Here is an 18,644-nt window from a genome sequence, read left to right as displayed (position 1 = left end):
GGCAGGGCGCCGCTTCGCGTGCGCGCCGGCGTGCCCCCGCGACGGTCCCCGGGACGTCCCCCTCGCACCGCCGCGCGGCGAGCTGACGCGCCCTCACCCGTGGTGCGGCGAACCCGACTTCGAAACGTTGTCGAGGGCTTGTGCAGAGCGTCACCCGCTGCTGACGCGTCCGCCCCCGACAAGGCAGACTGTTGACCGCGATACCAGCGGTAGCCCGTCATCCGGACACACTCGGACCACATCGGCGCAACGACGTCCATTCCGGGCGGGACCACCGGCGAATCATCAGGATCGGCAGCACCAGCGGGACCGGCGCGACCGGCATGACGGGCGGGGCGAGCAGGACAGGGGGCATCAATGGACCGTGACCACGGGCCACGTGTGCGCGTTCCGGAGCAGCGGGCTCCGCAGCAGCCGACGGCCGGGACCGGACTGTGTTTCGCCGTGCTCGGCCCCGTACGTGTCTGGCGCGACGGCGAACCGCTGCCCTCCGGCTCGCCGCAGCAGCGCGCGCTGCTGGCCGCGCTGCTGCTGCGCGACGGACGCACGGCCACCGCCGCCGAACTCATCGACGCCATCTGGGGCGAGGAGCCGCCGTCCCAGGCGCTCGCCGCCGTACGCACGTACGCGTCCCGGCTGCGCAAGATCCTCGACCCGGCGACGCTGATCAGCAACGCGGGCGGATACGCGCTACGGCCCCGGGCCGACGCTCTCGACCTCACCGCCGCGCAGGAACTGGCCGCCGAGGCCGAGAAGGCGCGGGCGGGCGCCGACCGGTCCCGGGCCCGCGCCCTGATCAACGACGCACTGGCACTGTGGGACGGCGAACCGCTCGCCGCCGTGCCGGGGCCGTACGCCGAGAACCAGCGCACCCGGCTGGAGGAGTGGCGCCTCCAGCTCACCGAGACACGGCTCGACCTGGATCTGGAGGCCGGCTGCCACGCGGAGGTGGTCTCCGAACTCACCGCGCTCACCGCGGCGCACCCGCTGCGCGAGCGGCTGCGCGAACTGCTGATGGTGGCCCTGTACCGCAGCGGCCGCCAGGCGGAGGCGCTCGCCGTGTACGCCGACACGCGCCGGCTGCTCGCCGACGAACTCGGTGTGGACCCGCGCCCGGAGCTCTCGCAGCTCCAGCAGCGGATCCTGCGGGCCGACGAGGAACTGGCCCACACCGCGGACGAACCGTCCGCCGCGCCCGCGGCGGTCCGGCCGGCCCAGCTCCCTGCGACCGTTCCCGACTTCACCGGCCGCGCCTCCTTCGTACGCGAACTGGGCAACCGGCTGGCGACGGCGGAGGGTTCGGTCATGGCCGTCTCCGCGCTGGCGGGCATCGGCGGCGTCGGCAAGACGACCCTCGCGGTGCACGTCGCCCACCAGGCGCGCCCGCACTTCCCGGACGGCCAGCTCTACGTCGACCTGCAGGGCGCGGGGGCCCGCGCGGCGGAGCCCGAGACGGTGCTCGGCGCGTTCCTGCGGGCGCTGGGCACCGCGGACTCGGCGATCCCCGACACCCTGGACGAACGGGCGGCGCTGTACCGCTCCACGCTCGACGGCCGCCGCATCCTGGTCCTCCTGGACAACGCCCACGACGCGGCCCAGATCCGCCCGTTGCTCCCCGGCACGGCAGGCTGTGCGGCCCTGGTGACCAGCCGCGTCCGGATGGTCGACCTGGCCGGGGCCCACCTGGTGGACCTGGATGTGATGTCCCCGGAGGAGGCGCTCCAGCTCTTCACCCGGATCGTCGGCGACGAACGGGTCGGATCGGAGCGCAAGGCGGCCCTGGACGTGGTCGCCGCGTGCGGTTTCCTCCCGCTGGCCATCCGCATCGCCGCGTCCCGTCTGGCCGCCCGCCGCACCTGGACGGTCTCGGTCCTCGCGGCCAAACTCGCGGACGAGCGACGCCGCCTGGACGAGCTCCAGGCGGGCGACCTGGCGGTCAAGGCCACGTTCGAACTGGGCTACGGCCAGCTCGAACCGCAGCAGGCCCGCGCGTTCCGTCTGCTGGGCCTGGCGGACGGCCCGGACATCTCCCTCGCGGCGGCCGCGGCGCTGCTGAACCTGGAGATGCATGCGGCGGAGGACGTACTGGAGTCCCTGGTCGACACGTCGCTCCTGGAGTCGGCGGCGCCGGGCAGGTACCGGTACCACGACCTCGTACGGCTCTACGCGCGCGCCTGCGCGGAACGGGACGAAGAGCCGCCGGAAGAGCGTGAGTTCGCGCTTTCGCGGCTGCTGGACTTCTATCTGGCCACCGCGGCGGGGGTGTACGCGCTGGAGCGGCCGGGGGACCGCACGATCAGCCACCTGGCCCGGACGGAACACCCCGGGCTGACGTTCACCGACCACAGCCGGGCTCTGGACTGGCTCTACTCCGAGGCCAACGCCCTTCTGGCGTGCGTCCAGCAGAACGTCGCCCCCGGAACCGTCCGGCGGGCGGTGGACCTGCTGCTCGCCGCCAAGGACCTCGCGGAGTCGGGCGCCAACTCCCGGCAGTTCGAATCGGCTGCGACGACGGCGAGGGACGCCGCGGCGTCCCTCGGGGACTCACGCGCCGAGGCCCGGGCACGCACCACACTGGCACAGGTGCACAGCATGGCCGGCCGCTTCGACCCGGCCGAGGCCGAAGCCCGGCAGGCGATGGTGCTCGCCCCCTCGACCGACGACACGTGGACCCACTGCAACGCCCCGAACGAGCTCGGCATCATCGCCGGTTACCGCAATCAGCTCGACGAGGCGGAAGTCCTGCTCCAGCAGACCATCGCCGCGTTCCGGGCCGACGGCAACCAGGCGGGTGAGGCGAGCGCCCTGTGCAACCTGTCCCGGGTGCACCTGGCCATCGGGCGGACCGCGAGCGCGGTCGAACTGGCCGGCCGGGGCGTCACCCTCTACAACCGGATGGGTCTCACCCTGCGGCTGGCGAACGGCCGCTACGCCCTGGGGCTGGCGCTGGCTCGCGCGGACCGGCAGGACGAAGCCGAGGCGCGCCTCTCGGAGGCGCTGTCCGTCTTCCGGGAGAGCCGGCAGCGCCTGTGGGAGGGGATGACGCTCTTCCGCCTGGCCGAGGTCCATCTCGCCGCGGACCGCCCGGCCCGGGCCGCCACCCTGGCCGAGCAGGCGCTGACCGTACTGCTCCACATAGGAGGGGAATGGCGCCGCGCGAATGTGCTCACCGTGCTCGGCCAGGCCCTGCACGGCATCGGGCAGCCGGACCGGGCGACCGTCTGCTGGCAGGAGGCCCTCTCGGTCTTCGACCGGCTGAAGGCACCCGAGGGCGACACCGTCCGCAAGCTGCTCAGCCCGGCGGCGGCAAACGGACGCTGACCGCGCGTTCATCATTCGTTTATCGGGGCCGGGCACTCTCGTACCTGTCGATGCGTCGCGTCGGGGGGCAGACGATTCGACGGTGGAACCGCGCACTAAGGTGAACGGCTCCGAACAGCCCGTCCGGCAGCCCACGGGGGAGCAGCCGGACGGGCTTCGCCGCCTATCAATGCGCCAAGCAACGGAGTTCACGACATGAGCGACGCCAAGAAGATCGAGATACCCGTACCGACGTCCGGCACCACGGGCGATGCGAAGCCCGAGGACAGCCACATGACCGGCGAGCCCGTGGTCAAGCCCCTGGACAGCCACATGACCGAGGAACCCGAGATCAAGCCCCTGGACAGTCACATGACGGGTGCCGATCCGCGATAAGCCATTCGGCGGGGTACGGGGGAACGGCCGCGGCGGCGCGGAGGGGGAGCCGTCGCGGCCGCCGCACGTCCGCGCCCGCCGGCGCAGTCTCCTCCCCCGCTCCCGCCCGCGGCTGCGTCGTCAGTAGCTGAGCGTGGCCTCGACCCGGCACTTCTTCACCCGGGACACCTTGCCCGGGTTCTCCATCCGCACGGAGAGGGTCCGGCTCGCGCCTCCCTCGACCTCCACCGTCGCCTCGCCGGTGTCGATGGTGTTGCCGGCCGCGTCGAGGAAATCGACGTCGACGTCGTACGTGCGGGTGCCGGACGCGACAGCCGTGAGCCGGACCGTGGAGGAGGTCACGGCGCGCCGCTTGCCCTTGCGGGGCCGGGCGCAGCGGACCACGCCCACCTGGGGCGCCTCGGACGTGGTGGCCTCCGGAGTCGGGCTCTCGTACGAGGAGTTGCCGGACGAGCCGCTTCCGTAGCTGTCGTCGTCATCATCGTCGTCATAGCTGCTGTGGTGGTAACTTCCGTTGCTCTTGTGCGAGTTGGAGCAGCCCCCGCCGCTGCTGCCGCTCGAACCGTGCCTGCCGCCGCGGCTCCTGCCATGGGCCGATGTGGAGAAGCCCGTCAGCGCGAGCACGACCACCACCAGGACGGCCGAGAGTTTCAGATGCTGCCGCATCATCGATGCAGCCCCCCTTGCGTTGTTGTCATGTTGCTGTCGAACGACCGCGCGACACCGTAACGCATGGTGCGTTGGACGGGGCCGTGCGCACGGCCCGCCCCTGGTGGCGGAGGGCAGGAGGCGGGCGTAGCGTCGACGCCGAGAGCGGTGCCGATGCGCGACGCCGGTCCGCACGCCCCCACCAGGCCGATGCACGCCCAGGAGGCCGATGATGATCCGCAGCGTCCTCGGCTCGGTCGTCGCTCTCGCCGGAGCGGCGGCCGCCGCGCTGAGCCCCTTCCGTGGCTGGTACGACGGCCGCCTCGGGCGGCATTACCGCATTGCGGACCTCTTCGACGGCATCGGCGGCACGCACCCCGGGCTGTGGGGGTCGATGTGGCTGCCGCTGCTCTTCGCGGCCGTGGTGACGGTGGTGGGTGTGGTGGTGCGGTCGCGGCTGCTGGTCGCGCTCGCGGGCGTGGTCGCGCTCGGCTTCACGGTGCTGTGGACGGTGCGGCTGGGGCAGGCGACCGGAAGCGTGGCGGTGGCGGCGGACGGGTCCGGGCTGCAGCTGGGGGTGGCGTACGCGGCGGGGGGCGGGGCCCTGATGCTGCTGGGGGCCGCGCTGCTGCCGGGACGGCGGGGCGGGCGGCTGCGGCGCTCGGACCGGAACCGGCCGTACGCGGCGCCGGGGGCGGAGGATCCGGACACGTGGCCCCCCACGCAGGAGCCGGGGCCGTCGGTGCAGACGAGTCCGTGGCCGGAGCCGGAGACCGACCCGTACACCGGGCCGGACCCGTACACCGGTCCGCCCGCGCGGGCGGACCAGGACACGGCGCCGTATCCGGTGCAGGAGGAGGGCCGCGACCCGCGCCACCCTCCCCGGCCCTGAACCGCGCACCGGCCCGCCGGACCGGGCCGGCGAAGCGCTACGCCCGGGCGCGGTTTCCCGTACCCGTCCCCTTGAGCGCGTCCAGCGCGTACACGCAGCGGTCCTTGCTGCATGCGTACACCACGCCGCCCTGGGCCACCGGCGATCCCGTGATCTCCCCGCCCGTGGCGAGCTTCCACCGCAGCTGACCGCCGGCCGCGTCCAGCGTGTAGAGCACATGGTCGGCGGAGCCGAAGTGGACCCGGCCGTCGGCGACCACCGGGGCGCCGACCAGTTCGCCGCCCGCGGCGAACCGCCACTTCGGGGTGCCCGTCACCGCGTCCAGTGTGTAGAGCGCGCTGCCGCTGCCCACATGGACGTTGCCCGCCGTCACCAGGACCGGCTCGACCGACTGGCGCGCCTCCGTCGCGATGCGCCACCGGTCCTTGCCGGTCGTCGCGTCGAGCGCGTACACCGTGCCGAGGTAGTCGGCCAGGTACACCCCGCCGCCGGTGACCGCCGGCCCCGGCGCGAAGGCCGGCGGGGAGAGGAAGACCGCGGGCGACTCGAAGTGCCACCGCACCCGGCCCGACGCGATGTCCACGGCGAGGACCCGGGTGCCGGCGGCGACGTACGCGTAGCCGTCCTGCGCAGGTGTCACGCGCACCGGCACGCCGCCGCAGGAGGCCGCGTCACCGATCGGGTACGACCAGCGCTCGACGCCCGTACGGGCGTCCACCGCGCGCAGCCGGGCGTCCTGCCACAGGTACACCATGCCGTCGTGGATCGCGGGCCCGGCCTCCGGGGACTCGAAGTCGGTCTGCGCCCCGGACGTCTCCCACAGCTTCTCGCCGGTGGACGCCTCCCACGCCTGGACGCCTCCGCCGCGCGTGCCGGTGACGACCGTGCCCCGGTCGGCCTTGAGCGAGTACACCCAGGCATCCGTCTGCAGCCGCCACCGCTCGGCACCGGTCAGCGCGTCCAGCGCGTACAGCGAGGGGCCGTCGGAGCCGTGGATGCGTCCCCCGTCGAGCGCCATCGACCAGGCGACGTCACGGGTCTTGAACTGGCGCCGCCCGTTGCCCACGTCCAGGGCGTGCACCTCGAACGACGTCACGTACAGCAGGTCCCCGGCGACGACCGGCGTACCCCACACGTCGTTCGACATCCGGAACCGCCAGGGCCGCCAGCGGTCCGGTTCGGCGGGGACCGCATCGGGGGCGTGCGCAGGGGCGGGCAGCGGGACGGACGGGGCAGCGCCGTTCAGCCCGGCGGGTGGGCGCACCCACCCGGTCGCGGGACCGGCCTCCGCGCCCGCCCGGGCGCGTGCGTCCACGGCGCGCGGCCCCGGCCCGATCGGCACCTTCGCCCCGGGCAGCCGCACCGGACCGCCCTCGTCCATTGCCGCACCCCGAACGGGCGGGGCGACCGGGGACGGCGGTCTCGCTCCAGCGCCGCTGCGCCACCCCGACTCCCACTCCGCGCCCGGCGGCTGCTGGGGCGGTGGCGGCATCGGGGCGGGCGCCGGAGCGACCTGAGCCGGAGCGGCCGTGCGCCCTCCGCCGCGGCGCTGCTCGATCATCGCGGTGGCGGACATCGGCAGCCAGGCCGACGCCGTACCGCTGTCGTCGCTGCCGGAGGCGAAGAGGTGCGGGGCGAGCTGGGCCTGCAGATCGGCCGGGCTGGGCCGCAGCCCGGCGTCCATCTGCATGCAGGACTCGATCAGGGGCCGCAGATCCGCGGGCAGCCCCTCGACGTCGGGCCCCTCCCGCAACAGCATGAAGACCGTCTCGACGGGATTGGCCCCGTGGAACGGCGCATGCCCGGTCGCGGCGAAGACGAGCGTCGAACCGAGCGAGAACACGTCGCTCGCACCCGTGACACTGCGCGAGTCCCTCGCCTGTTCCGGCGACATGTAAGCGGGGGTGCCGACCGCCACATTGGTCATGGTCAGCCGGGTGTTGGAGACGCCGGACGCGATCCCGAAGTCGATCACCCGCGGGCCGTCCTCGACCACCAGCACGTTCGACGGCTTCAGGTCGCGGTGGACCAGTCCGGCGCCGTGGATGGACTGGAGCGCCTCGGCGATGCCGGCCGCCAGCCAGCGCACCGCCTGCGTCGGCATCGGACCGCACTCATTGACTATCTCTTCGAGCGAGGGAGCCGGCACATACGCGGTGGCGAGCCACGGGACGGCTGCGCGCGGATCGGCGTCCACGACGGCCGCCGTGTAGAAGCCGCTGACTGCGCGGGCGGCTTCCACCTCACGGGTGAAGCGGACCCGGAACAGCTGGTCCTCGGCGAGCTCCGTACGCACGGTCTTGATCGCCACCCGCCGGCCGGACGCCGAACGGGCGAGATAGACCAGCCCCATGCCGCCGGCCCCGAGCCGTCCCAGCACCTCGAACGGGCCGATCCGCCTCGGGTCGTGCTGCGTCAGCTGCTCCACCACTTGCCTGCCACCTCCCCGTACGGACCTCAGGAACAGAGATCCGCGAAAAACCGCCCCTGTGCAGCGTCTCACCACTGGGCACCACCCGGCGGTGCGCACCCCGATTGTTCCTGGCTGGGACGATGGTTGCGAACCCGGGGCCGGATCGGGGTGTCACCTGTCACTCTGCCCTCTGTCAGGACGCCGGGGGCTGAAGTACGGCGAACACGGCGCCCTGATTGTCGTGCAGAACCGCCATCCGCCCGTACGGGATGTCGAAAGGCGCCGCGGGGACCCGGCCGCCGAGCCGGACGGCGCTCTCGGCGATGGCGTCGCAGTCCGCGACGGCGAAGTAGCTGAGGAAGTAGCTGGGCATCTCCGCCGGAAAGGCGTCGGTGATGACGCCGCGCCCGCCGACCGCGGTGTCGGGCCCGGGTTCGGTGCCCTCCGGGGACCACACCCGGAAGTCGACGCCGGACCCGGCGGCCCCTGGATCACCGGTTCCGGGCTCGTCGGCCCCCGGCTCGCCGAGGTCGGTTCCGCGGAAGCCGAACACCGTCTCGTAGAAGGCGTCGACGCGGTCCTTCTGCCGGGTGTAGACCTCGGTCCAGCAGAAGGAGCCCGGCTCGTTCTGCTTCTGGAACCCGCTGCGGTCGCCCGCCTGCCAGAGTCCGAAGACCGCGCCGCCGGGGTCGGCGGCCTGCGCGAGCACCCCGTGCCGCCCGGCCCGTACCGGTTCGGTGATCACCTGACCGCCCTGCTGCCGGATCAGTGCGACGGACGCGACGATGTCGTCGGTGGCGAAGTAGATGCCCCAGGCGGTCGGCATGCGGCCGTCCTGCTTGGCGGCGAGAGCGGCGACGAGCTCGCCGTCGCTGAGGGCGTCCGCGTACGCGCCGCCGGCGACGTCACCGGCCCGGAAGGTCCATCCGAAGAGCTCACCGTAGAAGCGCTTGCCCGCTTCGAGGTCGGGGAGCTGCACATCCACCCAGCACGGCGCGGAGTGCGCGAATGCGGCCATGGGCCCGGACCCTTCCCTGAGAGTGACGCCCGTCACACCCAAAGTAACCGCGCATCGCCTGCACCGCGCAGCGACCATCCACCGTCGAACGCATTCTCGATATCGGAGTTCCTTGCATCCCGCGTCACGGAAAGTTATCCACGGAAGTTGTCCACAGGCTGTTGATAACACAAACGAGGCTGTGGATCGTGCCCGTCGAAAACCGGCCACTTCCGCCACATCCACCCCACCGCACCTGCGGAACTCCCCATTTGCAGTCGGCCGAATCGCGCTCCGATCACCCCTCGGTAAGCTGACGGCATGACAGGACAAGTACGCACCGTCGACGGCCGCGTAGCCGGTCGACGCGGACAGGCGACGCGGCAGAAGCTGCTCGACTGCCTCAGCGAGATGCTCAGCTCCTCGCCGTACCGGGACGTCAAAGTCATCGACGTAGCCCGGAAGGCGGGGACTTCACCCGCGACCTTCTATCAATACTTCCCCGACGTCGAGGGCGCCGTCCTTGAGCTCGCCGAAGAAATGGCCAAGGAGGGTGCCGGGTTGACCGAACTGGTCGCAGGCCGCTCCTGGATCGGCAAGGCCGGATGGCAGACCTCCGAAGAGCTCGTCGAGGGGTTCCTCGACTTCTGGCGGCGCCACGACGCGATCCTGCGCGTGATCGACCTCGGTGCCGCCGAGGGCGACAAGCGGTTCTACAAGATCCGCATGAAGATCCTCAACTCGGTCACCAACTCCCTTACCGATGCGGTGAAGGAGCTCCAGACCAAGGGCAAGATCGACAAGGACGTCAGCCCCGCGGCGATGGCGGGCTCACTGGTCGTGATGCTGGCCGCGGTCGCCTCGCACCAGAAGGGCTTCCAGACCTGGGGCGTCAAGCAGGCCGAACTCCGGCCGAACCTCGCCCTGTTGGTGCATCTGGGCATCACCGGCAAGAAGCCGGCGAGGTAGCGCCGGCCCTCCCGCTTCTCAGCACTTCCCGTACTGAGCACCGCACGGCAACCCCGTGCTGCTCATGTCCTGTCTCACCGGCGGCGGATCACATCGAGTGGTCCGCCGTCGGCGTGTCCGGACACCCTCCGCGTCACGGGGCGTCCCGCCGCCGCAGCCGGAAGAGCCGGATCTCCCGCTCCACCCGCGCCTGATACGTGGCGTAGGGCGGCCAGAACCTCACCGTCGCCCGCCACGCCTCCTCCCGTTCCGCACCCCGCAGCATCCGGGCCCGCACCGGCAGGTCCCGCCCCCTCCAGCTGATGACCGCGTCGTCCGGATGGACGAGCAGGCTGGCGGTCCAGGCAGGATGACCCGTACGGCCGAAGTTGCTGCCGACCAGGATCCAGCCGGCCCCGCCGCCCTCGGTGAGCCACTCAGGGACGCAGGCCGGCGGAGTGGTCGGGCGGCGCGTTCGCCGGGAAGGGCCGCACCGGTACGTCCGGCGAACTTCCGGTGAACACCGACGAAGGTGGGCTTTCGGCCTGCCATCCTGGGATGCGAAGGCTGCTCCTGCTGGCGGAATCGGTCCGCCGACTCCACCGCGGATCAGGCAATCGGCAGGTCAGAAAGGTGGACGGCGGCCTCGCCCACCCGACCGTGACCTCGGGGGACGGGTGGCCGGTTTCTGTTCCCCGGGGACGTCCGCACCAGGACGGGGCCGAGAGGCCGGAATCCGGATCGGCACTGCCCGAGAGCGCTCTCTTCATAACTTTTTGACCCGGGCACTTCAAGCCTCTAGGTTCTGCCGTCCAGGCTCGGTCCAGCGAGGACGAGCTTCCATCGTCCTTGGGGGGACACAGTGCACTGGTATCTCGATGTTCTGAAGAAGTACGTGGTGTTCAGCGGCCGTGCGCGCCGCCAGGAGTACTGGATGTACGTGCTGTTCACCATCATCGCCGCCATCATCGTGGCGGTGATCGACGCGGTGCTCGGCACGTCTCCGGTCATCGTCGCGATCTACTACCTCGCCGTCCTGCTGCCCAGCCTCGCTGTCTTCGTGCGCCGCCTGCACGACACCGGCCGCTCCGGCTGGTGGCTGCTGCTGGTGTTCGTCCCGTTCGTGGGCGGGATCACGCTGCTCGTCTTCGCGTGCCTCGAGGGCGAGCGCAGCGCGAACGCGTACGGCCCGGACCCGAAGTCCGCGTACTCCCCGGCCTAGGGAGTCCCGCGGCCGGCCCACCGTCCGGCCGCCCGGACCACCGCATGACCGCATGACCGTGCGCCCACCGCTCTGGGCGCACACCGCACAGGGCGTCGCCCGGCAACCCACTGCCGGCCGACGCCCTGTGGGCGTTCCGCCCCGGTCGCAGGCCCGGGGACCCTCGTCGCCCCGGCGCCGGGGAAACCCCGCCCCTGCGGGCATGATGGGGCCGCATGACCGATATGACGTCCGATCCGCGCTCCGCCCGGCGGGCCTTCCAGGAGCTGCTCCATGCCCAGCGCGTCTGGGACGTGGATCTCCCCGCCTTCGACGCGGCCGCCGCGCCCCGGACCCCGCTCCCCCTCTTCCACGCCTGGTTCGCGCAGGCGGTGGCCGCCCGGCAGGCCGAGCCGCACACCATGACGCTGGCCACCGTCGACGGCGAGGGGCACCCCGACGTGCGGACGCTGATGCTGCACGACGCCGACGACCGCGGCTGGCACTTCGCCACCCACTCCACCAGCGCGAAGGGCCGGCAGCTCACCGCCCACCCGCACGCGGCTCTCGGCTTCTACTGGCCGGCGCTCGGCCGGCAGGTGCGGGTGCGGGGCCCGGTCACCGCCTGCACCCCCGACGAGAGCCGAGCCGATCTGCACGTGCGCTCGACCGGGGCGCTGGCATCGGCGCTGGTGGGGCGGCAGAGCGAGGTGCTCGGCTCGTGCGAGGAGCTGGAGCGCGCCTCGGACGCCGCCTGGGACCGGGCGCGGGCGGAACCGGAGGCGGACGTGGCGAGCTGGACCCGGTACGTGGTCGAGCCACGGGAGGTCGAGTTCTTCCAGGGCGACGCACGGCGGCAGCACGTACGGCTGCGCTACCGGCGGGACGGCGGCGAATGGACCCGCGAGCTGCTCTGGCCGTGACCGTCCGATCCGATTCGCACCGGAGAGGAGCACTATGGGATTCAGGTGAGTCGCTGGAGGCATTCCATGACACGAGCCCGTTCCCGTTACGCCCCCGATCGCGGTCTGACCACCCGCATGGTCACGACCATGTTCCTGATCGGACTGCTGTACGTGGTCCTGGTGGGCGTGCTCCTCGCGGTGCTGCGGGGCGCCTGGCCGATCATTCTGATCTTCACCGGTGGTCTGTTCATCGCCCAGTTCTGGTTCAGCGACCGGATCGCCGCCTTCAGCATGGGCGCCCGCGAGGTCACCCCCGAGGAGGCGCCCGAGCTGCACGGCACCATCGACCGGATCTGCGCCCTGGCCGACATGCCGAAGCCCCGGGTGGCCATCGCCCGGAGCGACGTACCGAACGCCTTCGCCACCGGCCGCGGCGAGAAGAGCGCCCTCGTCTGCGCCACCACCGGGCTTCTTCGCAGACTGGAGCCCGAGGAGCTGGAGGGTGTCCTCGCCCACGAGATGTCGCACGTCGCGCACCGGGACGTCGCCGTGATGACGATCGCGTCGTTCCTGGGCGTCCTGGCCGGCATCGTGACCCGCGTCGCCCTCTGGGGCGGCTTCTCCCGCAGCCGCAGCAACGACCCCCTCGGCATCGCGATCCTGCTGATCCCGCTGATCAGCGCCGTCGTGTACTGCCTGAGCTTCCTGCTCACCCGGCTGCTGTCGCGGTACCGCGAACTCTCCGCCGACCGCGCCGCCGCCCTCCTCACCGGCCGCCCCTCCGCGCTCGCCTCGGCGCTCACCAAGGTCAGCGGGCAGATGGCCCGGATCCCGACGGAGGACCTGCGGAAGGCGGAGCCGTACAACGCCTTCTACTTCGTCCCGGCGTTCTCCTCCAAGGAGAGCCTCAGCCGGCTGCTCTCCTCCCACCCGACCCTCGAAAAGCGTCTCGACCAGCTGGCCCGCATCTCCGCCGAACTCGCCCGCCCGTGAAGGAGTCCGTCCGTGGGTCTGCTCGACACGATCCTGGGCCGCAGCAAGCCGGTCCGCCCCGACCTCGATCAGCTCTTCGCCGTACCGTCCGCCGCACTCACCCTCCAGGCAGGCGCGGGCTTCGTCCCCACCGGCCTGGGTTCGGTCTGCTTCGCGGGGGTGGAGGGCGGCACCTTCGCCCGGATCCAGCAGGACGTACGCGAGCTGCTGGACGCGGACACGGACCGGGGCGGGATCCCGGTGGAGTTCAGTCATGACGCGTACGGCTACACCTGGCTGCTCGCCAGGCACTCCACCGACGACACGGCCGCCCTGGTCAATGACCTGCACGCGGTCAACACGCTGCTCCAGGACGGCGGCTTCGGACCGCAGCTGCTCTGCTCACTGATCGGCTTCCGGGACGCCCAGGGGCGCTCGCTGGCGCTGGTCTACCTCTACAAGCGCGGCACGTTCTACCCGTTCGCTCCGGTGCCCGGCGGCGCCGAGAAGCGTGACAACCAGCTGGAGCTGCAGATCAGCGCGGTGCTCGGCGACGATCTGCGGGTGGAGAAGGATCTCGCCCGGTGGTTCCCGGTCTGGGGCGCGCCCGGCCTGTGACCTCAGGTCGACGCGCGCGGCACGGACCGGGCGGACGACGGACACGGTCCGCTGAGCCTGCCCGGTGGCCTGGGACAACTGACCGCCCGGTCCGAGCGGTTCGGGGCGGCCGGCGCAGGTCATCGGCGTACGGATCCGCGTGCCGGGCGCCCGGCCCACTCCGTATCATCGGCTCCATGACTCCTGAGCGCCCGGAATCCGTCAGTGTGCTGCGCGCCTCCGACGCCGACCGTGAAGAGGTGGTGGAGCGGCTCCAGGAGGCGGCGGCCGACGGCCGCATCGACCTCGACGAACTGGATACCCGCCTGGGGCAGGCGCTCGCCGCCAGGACACTCGCCGAGCTGGAACCCCTCACCGCCGATCTGGCTCCCGTGCCGCAGGACGCGGGCGAGCCACTGATCATTCAGGGCGGCGTGCACGGAGTGACACGGACCGGGCGGTGGAAGGTGCGCGCGCGCATCGTCGTGGACGGCGGCATGGGCGGCGCCAAGCTCGACTTCACGCAGACCGGGACCCGGTTGCGCGAGATCGAGCTGGAGGCCGACGGCGGGATGGGCGGGGTCACCGTCGTCGTTCCCCGGGGCTGGGCGGCGGAGACCGACGAGGTCCGGCCCGGCATGGGCGGCCTCAAGGACCGGGTGCGGGGCGAGAGGCTCCCCGGCGCACCGCTGATCCGCATCTCCGGCTCCGGTGGCATGGGCGGCCTGACCATCCGCCACCCCGGCCTCTGGCAGCGCTGGAAGATGCGGCGCGCCGACCGGCGCTGAGCCGCCCGCCCCGCGCCCCCGCCGCCATCCGCGGACCACGCCTCCCGTCCGCCCGCTCACCACCGTGCCGACCGCCTTCGCACGTAAGTTTTTTGACATCACGTCAGCTGGAAGGTTCCGGCCCGTCCGCACAGAAGATGTGCGGGACCTGGGCCGAAGGCGCACACCCGTGATCAATTCGGAATCGATTCCGGTCTTGGCCGAGACCCATCAAGTGAGCGCGCGATTACGCTCCGAACCATGCCCGACAGCAACTCTGCCGCCGGTGGTCCCGGCCCCGCGCCCACCGACATCACCGAACACCGGCCCGTCTACGTCATCGGCGGCGGCCCGGGGGGCCTGGCCGCCGCTGCCGCCCTGCGCGCGCAGGGGGTGAGGACCGTCGTACTGGAGAAGTCCGAGAACGTCGGCGCCTCCTGGCGACGCCACTACGACCGGCTGCATCTCCACACGACCCGGCGCTGGTCCGCGCTGCCGGGGCTCGCGATGCCGCGCCGGTTCGGGCGCTGGGTCTCCCGCGACGACGTGGTGCGCTACCTGGAGAAGTACGCCGAGCACCATGGGCTCGAGGTGGTGACGGGCGTCGAGGTGTCCCGTATCGACCGGGCGACGGACGGCACCGGCTGGCAGCTGACCGCGAGCGGCGGCCGGGTGCTGACCGGTCGGGCGGTCGTCGTGGCCACCGGCTTCAACCACACCCCTCGGATCCCGGACTGGGCCGGCCGCTCCACGTTCACCGGCGAGTTCGTGCACGCCTCGGACTACCGCAGCCCGGCCCCCTACGCGGGCAAGGACGTCCTCGTCGTCGGCATCGGCAACACGGGCGCGGAGATCGCCGTGGACCTGGTGGAGGGGGGTGCCTCCCGGGTACGGATCGCGGTGCGCACCGTCCCGCACATCGTGCGGCGCTCGACGGCGGGCTGGCCGGCACAGGCGACCGGCATCCTGGTCCGCCGGCTGCCGGTCAGGCTGGTCGACCGGGCGGGCCGGCTGATGGCCAGGGCCGCCGTGCCCGACCTCACCGAACACGGCCTGCCCCGCCCGGACACGGGCCTCTACTCGCGGGTCAAGGACGGCGCCATCCCGGTCCAGGACGTGGGGCTGATCGACGCGGTGCGGGGCGGCCGGGTGGTGCCGGTGCCGACGGTCGGCTCGTTCGACGGCGACACGGTGGTACTGGCGGACGGGACGCGGATCACGCCGGACGCGGTGATCGCCGCGACCGGCTACCGGCGCGCGCTCGAAGGGCTGGTCGGTCACCTCGGAGTGCTGGACGGCCGGGGCAGGCCGGTGGCACACGGCGGCCGCACCCCGAAGCAGGCGCCGGGTCTGTACTTCACCGGATTCACCAATCCGATCAGCGGCATGTTCCGCGAAATGGCCCTGGACGCGGAGAAGATAGCCAAGCGGCTGGCGAAGCGGACCGGCTGACCCCGCGGTCCGTGCCCCTGCGGCCGCGTTCCTCGGCCCGGCGCCGGCCACCGCGCCCCACCGGACAACCGCTCACGGGCGGCCCGGCGCGCGTACGGTCCAGCCCGCCGCGCGCCACCGGTCCGCGTCCAGGGTGCCGCGGCCGTCGACGAGGACGGGCCGCGCGACCCGGGCGGCGATCCGGGCCGGGTCGAGGGCTGCGAACTGAGGCCATTCGGTCAGGTGCAGCAGCACCTCGGCACCCTCCGCGGCGGCCACCGGGTCGTCGGCGCAGCTGAGTTCGGGGCGGGCCTTGCGGGTGTTGTCGAGGGCCCTGGGGTCGGTGACGGTGACGCGGGCGCCCAGCCGGTGCAGCGCCTGTGCCACGGCCAGGGCGGGAGAGTCCCGGATGTCGTCCGTGCCGGGGCTGAAGGCGGCGCCCCAGACGGTGATCCGCCGGCCGGCCACGGTGCCGTCGCACTGTTCGCGGACGATTTCGACCACCCGCTCACGCCGCCGGATGTTGATGGCGTCGACCTCGTCGAGGAAGGCCAGGCCCCGCTCGGCGCCGAGCAGTTCGGCCGCTCCGGCACGGAAGCCGCGGACGTCCTTGGGGAGGCATCCGCCGCCGTAACCGAGTCCTGGACGCAGTGCACCCCAGCCGATGCGCGAGTCGTGGCCGAGTGCGTGGGCGAGCCGGTACACGTCCGCGCCCGTTGCCTCGCAGAGCTCGGCCATCGCGTTGATGAAGGAGATCTTGGTGGCGAGGAAGGCGTTCGCGGCGGACTTGATCAGCTCGGCGGTGGGCAGGTCGGTGACGACCACCGGTGTGCCCGCGTCGGCGAGCTCCGCGAAGCACTGCCGGAGCACGGTCTCGGCGGTCGACCCGGCCGTGTCGACGCCCAGGACCAGCCGCTCGGGACGCAGGGTGTCCCCGACGGCGTGCCCCTGGCGCAGGAACTCCGGGTTCCAGGCGACCTGTACCGAGGTGCCGGCGGGCGCGTCGGTGTGTACGAGGTCGCGGACACGGTGTGCGGTGCCGACCGGGACGGTGGACTTGACCGTGACGACGGCGGGGCGGTCCAGATGCGCCGCCAGTTCGCTCACGGCGGTGAAGAGGTGGCTCAGGTCGTAGCTCCTTCCGTCGGCCCGGAGCGGGGTACCGACACCGATGAAGTGCAGGTCACCGAAGGCGGCGGCCTCCGGGTACGAGGTGGTGAAGCGCAGCCGGCCGGTGCCGGTGTGCCTGGCCAGCAGTTCGTCCAGACCGGGTTCGTGGAACGGCGCCGCCCCGGAGTTCAAGGCGGCCACCTTGTCCGCGTCGGTGTCCATCCCGAGGACCTCGTGGCCGAGTTCGGCCATGCAGGCGGCGTGGGTGGCGCCGAGGTATCCGCAGCCGATGACGGTGAGTTTCACTGGATTGTTCCTTTCAGGGACGGAAGGATCCGGGTCCGGGGCCCCTCCGGACGCAAGCGGCATCCGGGGTCCGGACGGACGGGGCTCCACGGCCTCATCACACCGGGCCGGGCCCGCCCCCGGGGAGGGCTCGCAGGGGGGCTCACAGCTCGCGCGCACCGTCCGTCCCGCCCGGCGCGGGGATACGCTCAATGGCCCATCGGGCGTCCCGGCCCCCGTGCGAGCGGCCTTCCGCCGCGCACGGCGGTCCGCGCGCCCGGTACGGCAACCGGTCGAGGGGAACGTCGTGGCAACGGCAGTACGCAGGATCCGTCCGCCCAACGCGGAGCTGGCGCGGCTGGTCGAGAGTTCCGGTGCGAGCCACAAGTCCCTGGCCCTGCGGGTCAACCAACTGGCGCGTGCGGAGGGCCTGGAGAAGGACTACTCGCACACGTCGGTCGCCAACTGGTGCCGACGCGGCATGATCCCGAAATGGCCGGTGCCGAAGCTCCTGGCGCAGGCCATCGGCGAGCGGCTGGGGCGGCCGGTGGGCCTCGGCGAGATCGGGATGGGCGAGACCGGGACGCCGGACGCCGGACTGGGGTTGGATTTCCCGCGAGACCCCGCCGACGCCGTGCGCGTCGCCACTTCGTTCTGGAGCTCCGTGAACCGCCGCGACTTCCTGGCCGGAACCGGCTTCGCCGCGTCCGCGTTCACCGTGCCCGTCACCCGGTGGCTCGTCGCGCCGGCCGACGGGAGCGCCGATCGCGCGGGCGGCAAGCAGGTGGGCCGCGCCGATCTCGAAGAGCTGCGGGAGGCCGCCGCGGACGCCCGCCGCTGGGACTCGAAGTACGGCGGCGGCAGTTGGCGGGCCGACTCGGTCACCCACTGCCTCGAACACCGGGCCGCTCCGCTGCTCCAGGGGTCGTTCGCCGACGACGTCGGCCGTGAGCTCTTCTCCGTGACCGCCGAGCTGTCCCGGCTGGCGGGCTGGACCGCGTTCGACACCGGCCGGCACGAGGTCGCACAGCGGTACTTCATCCAGGCGCTCCGCCTCGCCCGGGCGGGCGGCGACGTACAGCTGGGCTGCTACGTACTGACCACGATGGCCATGCAGGCGCTGCTTCGCGGTTTCGCGACCGAGGCGGTGGACATGGCCCAGGGCGCGGCCGAGCGCGCCAAGGGCCGGGCGGCGCCGAGGGTACTGGCGTTCACGGCGCTGATCGAGGCGCGCGCCCACGCGCGCGAGGGCGATCAGCGGGCCGCGTCCCGGGCCCTCGCGGCGTCCGAGAACCTGCTGGGCCGGGCGGCGGACGGGCACGGCGACGAACCCGTCTGGATCGACTTCTACGACCACGCCCGGCTGTCCGCGGACGCCGCCGAGATCTACCGGGATCTGAAGAACCCCAGGGCGGCTCTGGCGTGGAACAGGCGGGCCGCCGCCATGCCGTCCGGGGTCTTCACCCGCTCGGTCGGCATGCGGCTGGCGATCGTCGCCGCCGCCCACCTCCAGGCCGGCGAGCTCGACCGGGGCCTGGCCCTGGGCAACCGGTCGGTCGACGTCCTGTCCCGCGTCCGGTCGAGCCGGGCCCTGGACTACGTGCGGGAGTTCGGCGCCGCACTCGCCCCCTGGGGCCGGGAACCGGCGGTGCGGGAATTCGTCCGCCGCGCCCGCAGCGAGCTGGGGGCCGAGGTCCGACCGGCGCCCGGTCCGGCCGGTGGTCCGCCGCTCCGCCGGCCGCGCGAGGCGACCGGCCGGCCTCCGGGACGGTCCCGGTGACG

Annotated in this window: 16 protein-coding genes and 1 pseudogene; 12 read left to right on the top strand and 5 right to left on the bottom strand. The window is 72.6% G+C overall.

Features of this window, described 5'->3' with window-relative positions:
* Nucleotides 1-357 precede the first annotated feature (357 nt).
* Together ACFVXE_RS24585 and ACFVXE_RS24580 are read left to right on the top strand one after the other, a co-directional pair.
* A complete protein-coding gene (locus ACFVXE_RS24585; RefSeq protein ID WP_389674133.1) occupies nt 358-3,321 on the top strand; it encodes a BTAD domain-containing putative transcriptional regulator in 2,964 nt (987 codons plus the stop codon).
* Between the two features lie 195 nt (nt 3,322-3,516).
* Nucleotides 3,517-3,696, top strand: a complete 180-nt coding sequence (locus ACFVXE_RS24580; RefSeq protein WP_389674131.1) for a hypothetical protein — start codon at nt 3,517-3,519, stop codon at nt 3,694-3,696.
* A gap of 120 nt (nt 3,697-3,816) precedes the next feature.
* Here the strand turns inward: ACFVXE_RS24580 and ACFVXE_RS24575 are convergent, their stop codons facing one another.
* Nucleotides 3,817-4,365, bottom strand: a complete 549-nt coding sequence (locus ACFVXE_RS24575) for a hypothetical protein (RefSeq protein WP_389674129.1) — start codon at nt 4,363-4,365, stop codon at nt 3,817-3,819.
* Nucleotides 4,366-4,576: 211 nt separating this feature from the next.
* Here ACFVXE_RS24575 and ACFVXE_RS24570 point away from each other — a divergent pair, with 211 nt between their 5' ends.
* On the top strand, nt 4,577-5,236 hold the full coding sequence (locus ACFVXE_RS24570) for a hypothetical protein (protein WP_389674155.1): 660 nt from the start codon (nt 4,577-4,579) through the stop codon (nt 5,234-5,236).
* A 37-nt stretch (nt 5,237-5,273) separates the two neighbouring features.
* Here the strand turns inward: ACFVXE_RS24570 and ACFVXE_RS24565 are convergent, their stop codons facing one another.
* Both ACFVXE_RS24565 and ACFVXE_RS24560 read right to left on the bottom strand, forming a co-directional pair.
* Nucleotides 5,274-7,667, bottom strand: coding sequence for a PQQ-binding-like beta-propeller repeat protein (locus ACFVXE_RS24565; protein WP_389674128.1), 2,394 nt, complete (start codon nt 7,665-7,667; stop codon nt 5,274-5,276).
* A gap of 175 nt (nt 7,668-7,842) precedes the next feature.
* The gene (locus tag ACFVXE_RS24560) at nt 7,843-8,667 is read right to left on the bottom strand and encodes a VOC family protein (protein ID WP_389674126.1); all 825 of its coding nucleotides are present in this window, start codon (nt 8,665-8,667) and stop codon (nt 7,843-7,845) included.
* Between the two features lie 300 nt (nt 8,668-8,967).
* Between ACFVXE_RS24560 and ACFVXE_RS24555 the strand changes: the two genes are divergently transcribed.
* Nucleotides 8,968-9,615 carry a TetR family transcriptional regulator gene (locus ACFVXE_RS24555; protein WP_389674124.1) on the top strand — a complete coding sequence of 216 codons (648 nt, stop codon included), beginning with the start codon at nt 8,968-8,970 and terminating at the stop codon, nt 9,613-9,615.
* A 133-nt stretch (nt 9,616-9,748) separates the two neighbouring features.
* On the opposite strand, the pseudogene ACFVXE_RS24550 reads toward ACFVXE_RS24555, so the two are convergent.
* Nucleotides 9,749-10,081: pseudogene (locus tag ACFVXE_RS24550) on the bottom strand (nitroreductase family deazaflavin-dependent oxidoreductase); the annotation flags it as partial.
* Nucleotides 10,082-10,110: 29 nt separating this feature from the next.
* Here ACFVXE_RS24550 and ACFVXE_RS24545 point away from each other — a divergent pair.
* The 7 genes from ACFVXE_RS24545 to ACFVXE_RS24515 all read left to right on the top strand — a co-directional run bounded on the left by ACFVXE_RS24545 (nt 10,111) and on the right by ACFVXE_RS24515 (nt 15,488).
* A complete protein-coding gene (locus ACFVXE_RS24545) occupies nt 10,111-10,374 on the top strand; it encodes a hypothetical protein (protein ID WP_389674122.1) in 264 nt (87 codons plus the stop codon).
* Between the two features lie 82 nt (nt 10,375-10,456).
* Nucleotides 10,457-10,816, top strand: a complete 360-nt coding sequence (locus ACFVXE_RS24540) for a DUF805 domain-containing protein (protein ID WP_389674121.1) — start codon at nt 10,457-10,459, stop codon at nt 10,814-10,816.
* Nucleotides 10,817-11,031: 215 nt separating this feature from the next.
* Nucleotides 11,032-11,718, top strand: coding sequence for a pyridoxal 5'-phosphate synthase (locus tag ACFVXE_RS24535; RefSeq protein WP_389674119.1), 687 nt, complete (start codon nt 11,032-11,034; stop codon nt 11,716-11,718).
* Between the two features lie 66 nt (nt 11,719-11,784).
* Nucleotides 11,785-12,693 (top strand): zinc metalloprotease HtpX, encoded by a 909-nt coding sequence (gene htpX / locus ACFVXE_RS24530; RefSeq protein ID WP_389674117.1) that lies wholly within the window; start codon nt 11,785-11,787, stop codon nt 12,691-12,693.
* 12 nt (nt 12,694-12,705) lie between these two features.
* Nucleotides 12,706-13,290, top strand: a complete 585-nt coding sequence (locus ACFVXE_RS24525) for a hypothetical protein (RefSeq protein WP_389674116.1) — start codon at nt 12,706-12,708, stop codon at nt 13,288-13,290.
* A 176-nt stretch (nt 13,291-13,466) separates the two neighbouring features.
* Nucleotides 13,467-14,057, top strand: coding sequence for a DUF1707 domain-containing protein (locus tag ACFVXE_RS24520; protein WP_389674115.1), 591 nt, complete (start codon nt 13,467-13,469; stop codon nt 14,055-14,057).
* A 240-nt stretch (nt 14,058-14,297) separates the two neighbouring features.
* Entirely contained in the window at nt 14,298-15,488 is a 1,191-nt protein-coding gene (locus ACFVXE_RS24515) for a flavin-containing monooxygenase (RefSeq protein WP_389674113.1), read from the top strand.
* 72 nt (nt 15,489-15,560) lie between these two features.
* Here the strand turns inward: ACFVXE_RS24515 and ACFVXE_RS24510 are convergent, their stop codons facing one another.
* Nucleotides 15,561-16,883 carry a UDP-glucose dehydrogenase family protein gene (locus tag ACFVXE_RS24510; protein ID WP_389674111.1) on the bottom strand — a complete coding sequence of 441 codons (1,323 nt, stop codon included), beginning with the start codon at nt 16,881-16,883 and terminating at the stop codon, nt 15,561-15,563.
* Between the two features lie 286 nt (nt 16,884-17,169).
* Here ACFVXE_RS24510 and ACFVXE_RS24505 point away from each other — a divergent pair, with 286 nt between their 5' ends.
* Nucleotides 17,170-18,642: a sporulation protein gene (locus ACFVXE_RS24505; protein WP_389674109.1), complete on the top strand. Its 1,473-nt coding sequence runs from the start codon at nt 17,170-17,172 to the stop codon at nt 18,640-18,642.
* Nucleotides 18,643-18,644 lie beyond the last annotated feature (2 nt).

Source organism: Streptomyces sp. NPDC058231 (assembly GCF_042882275.1).
Classification (GTDB): domain Bacteria; phylum Actinomycetota; class Actinomycetes; order Streptomycetales; family Streptomycetaceae; genus Streptomyces.
Note: the sequence above shows the minus strand (reverse complement) of the source record. Positions and strands in the feature narration are given on the sequence as shown.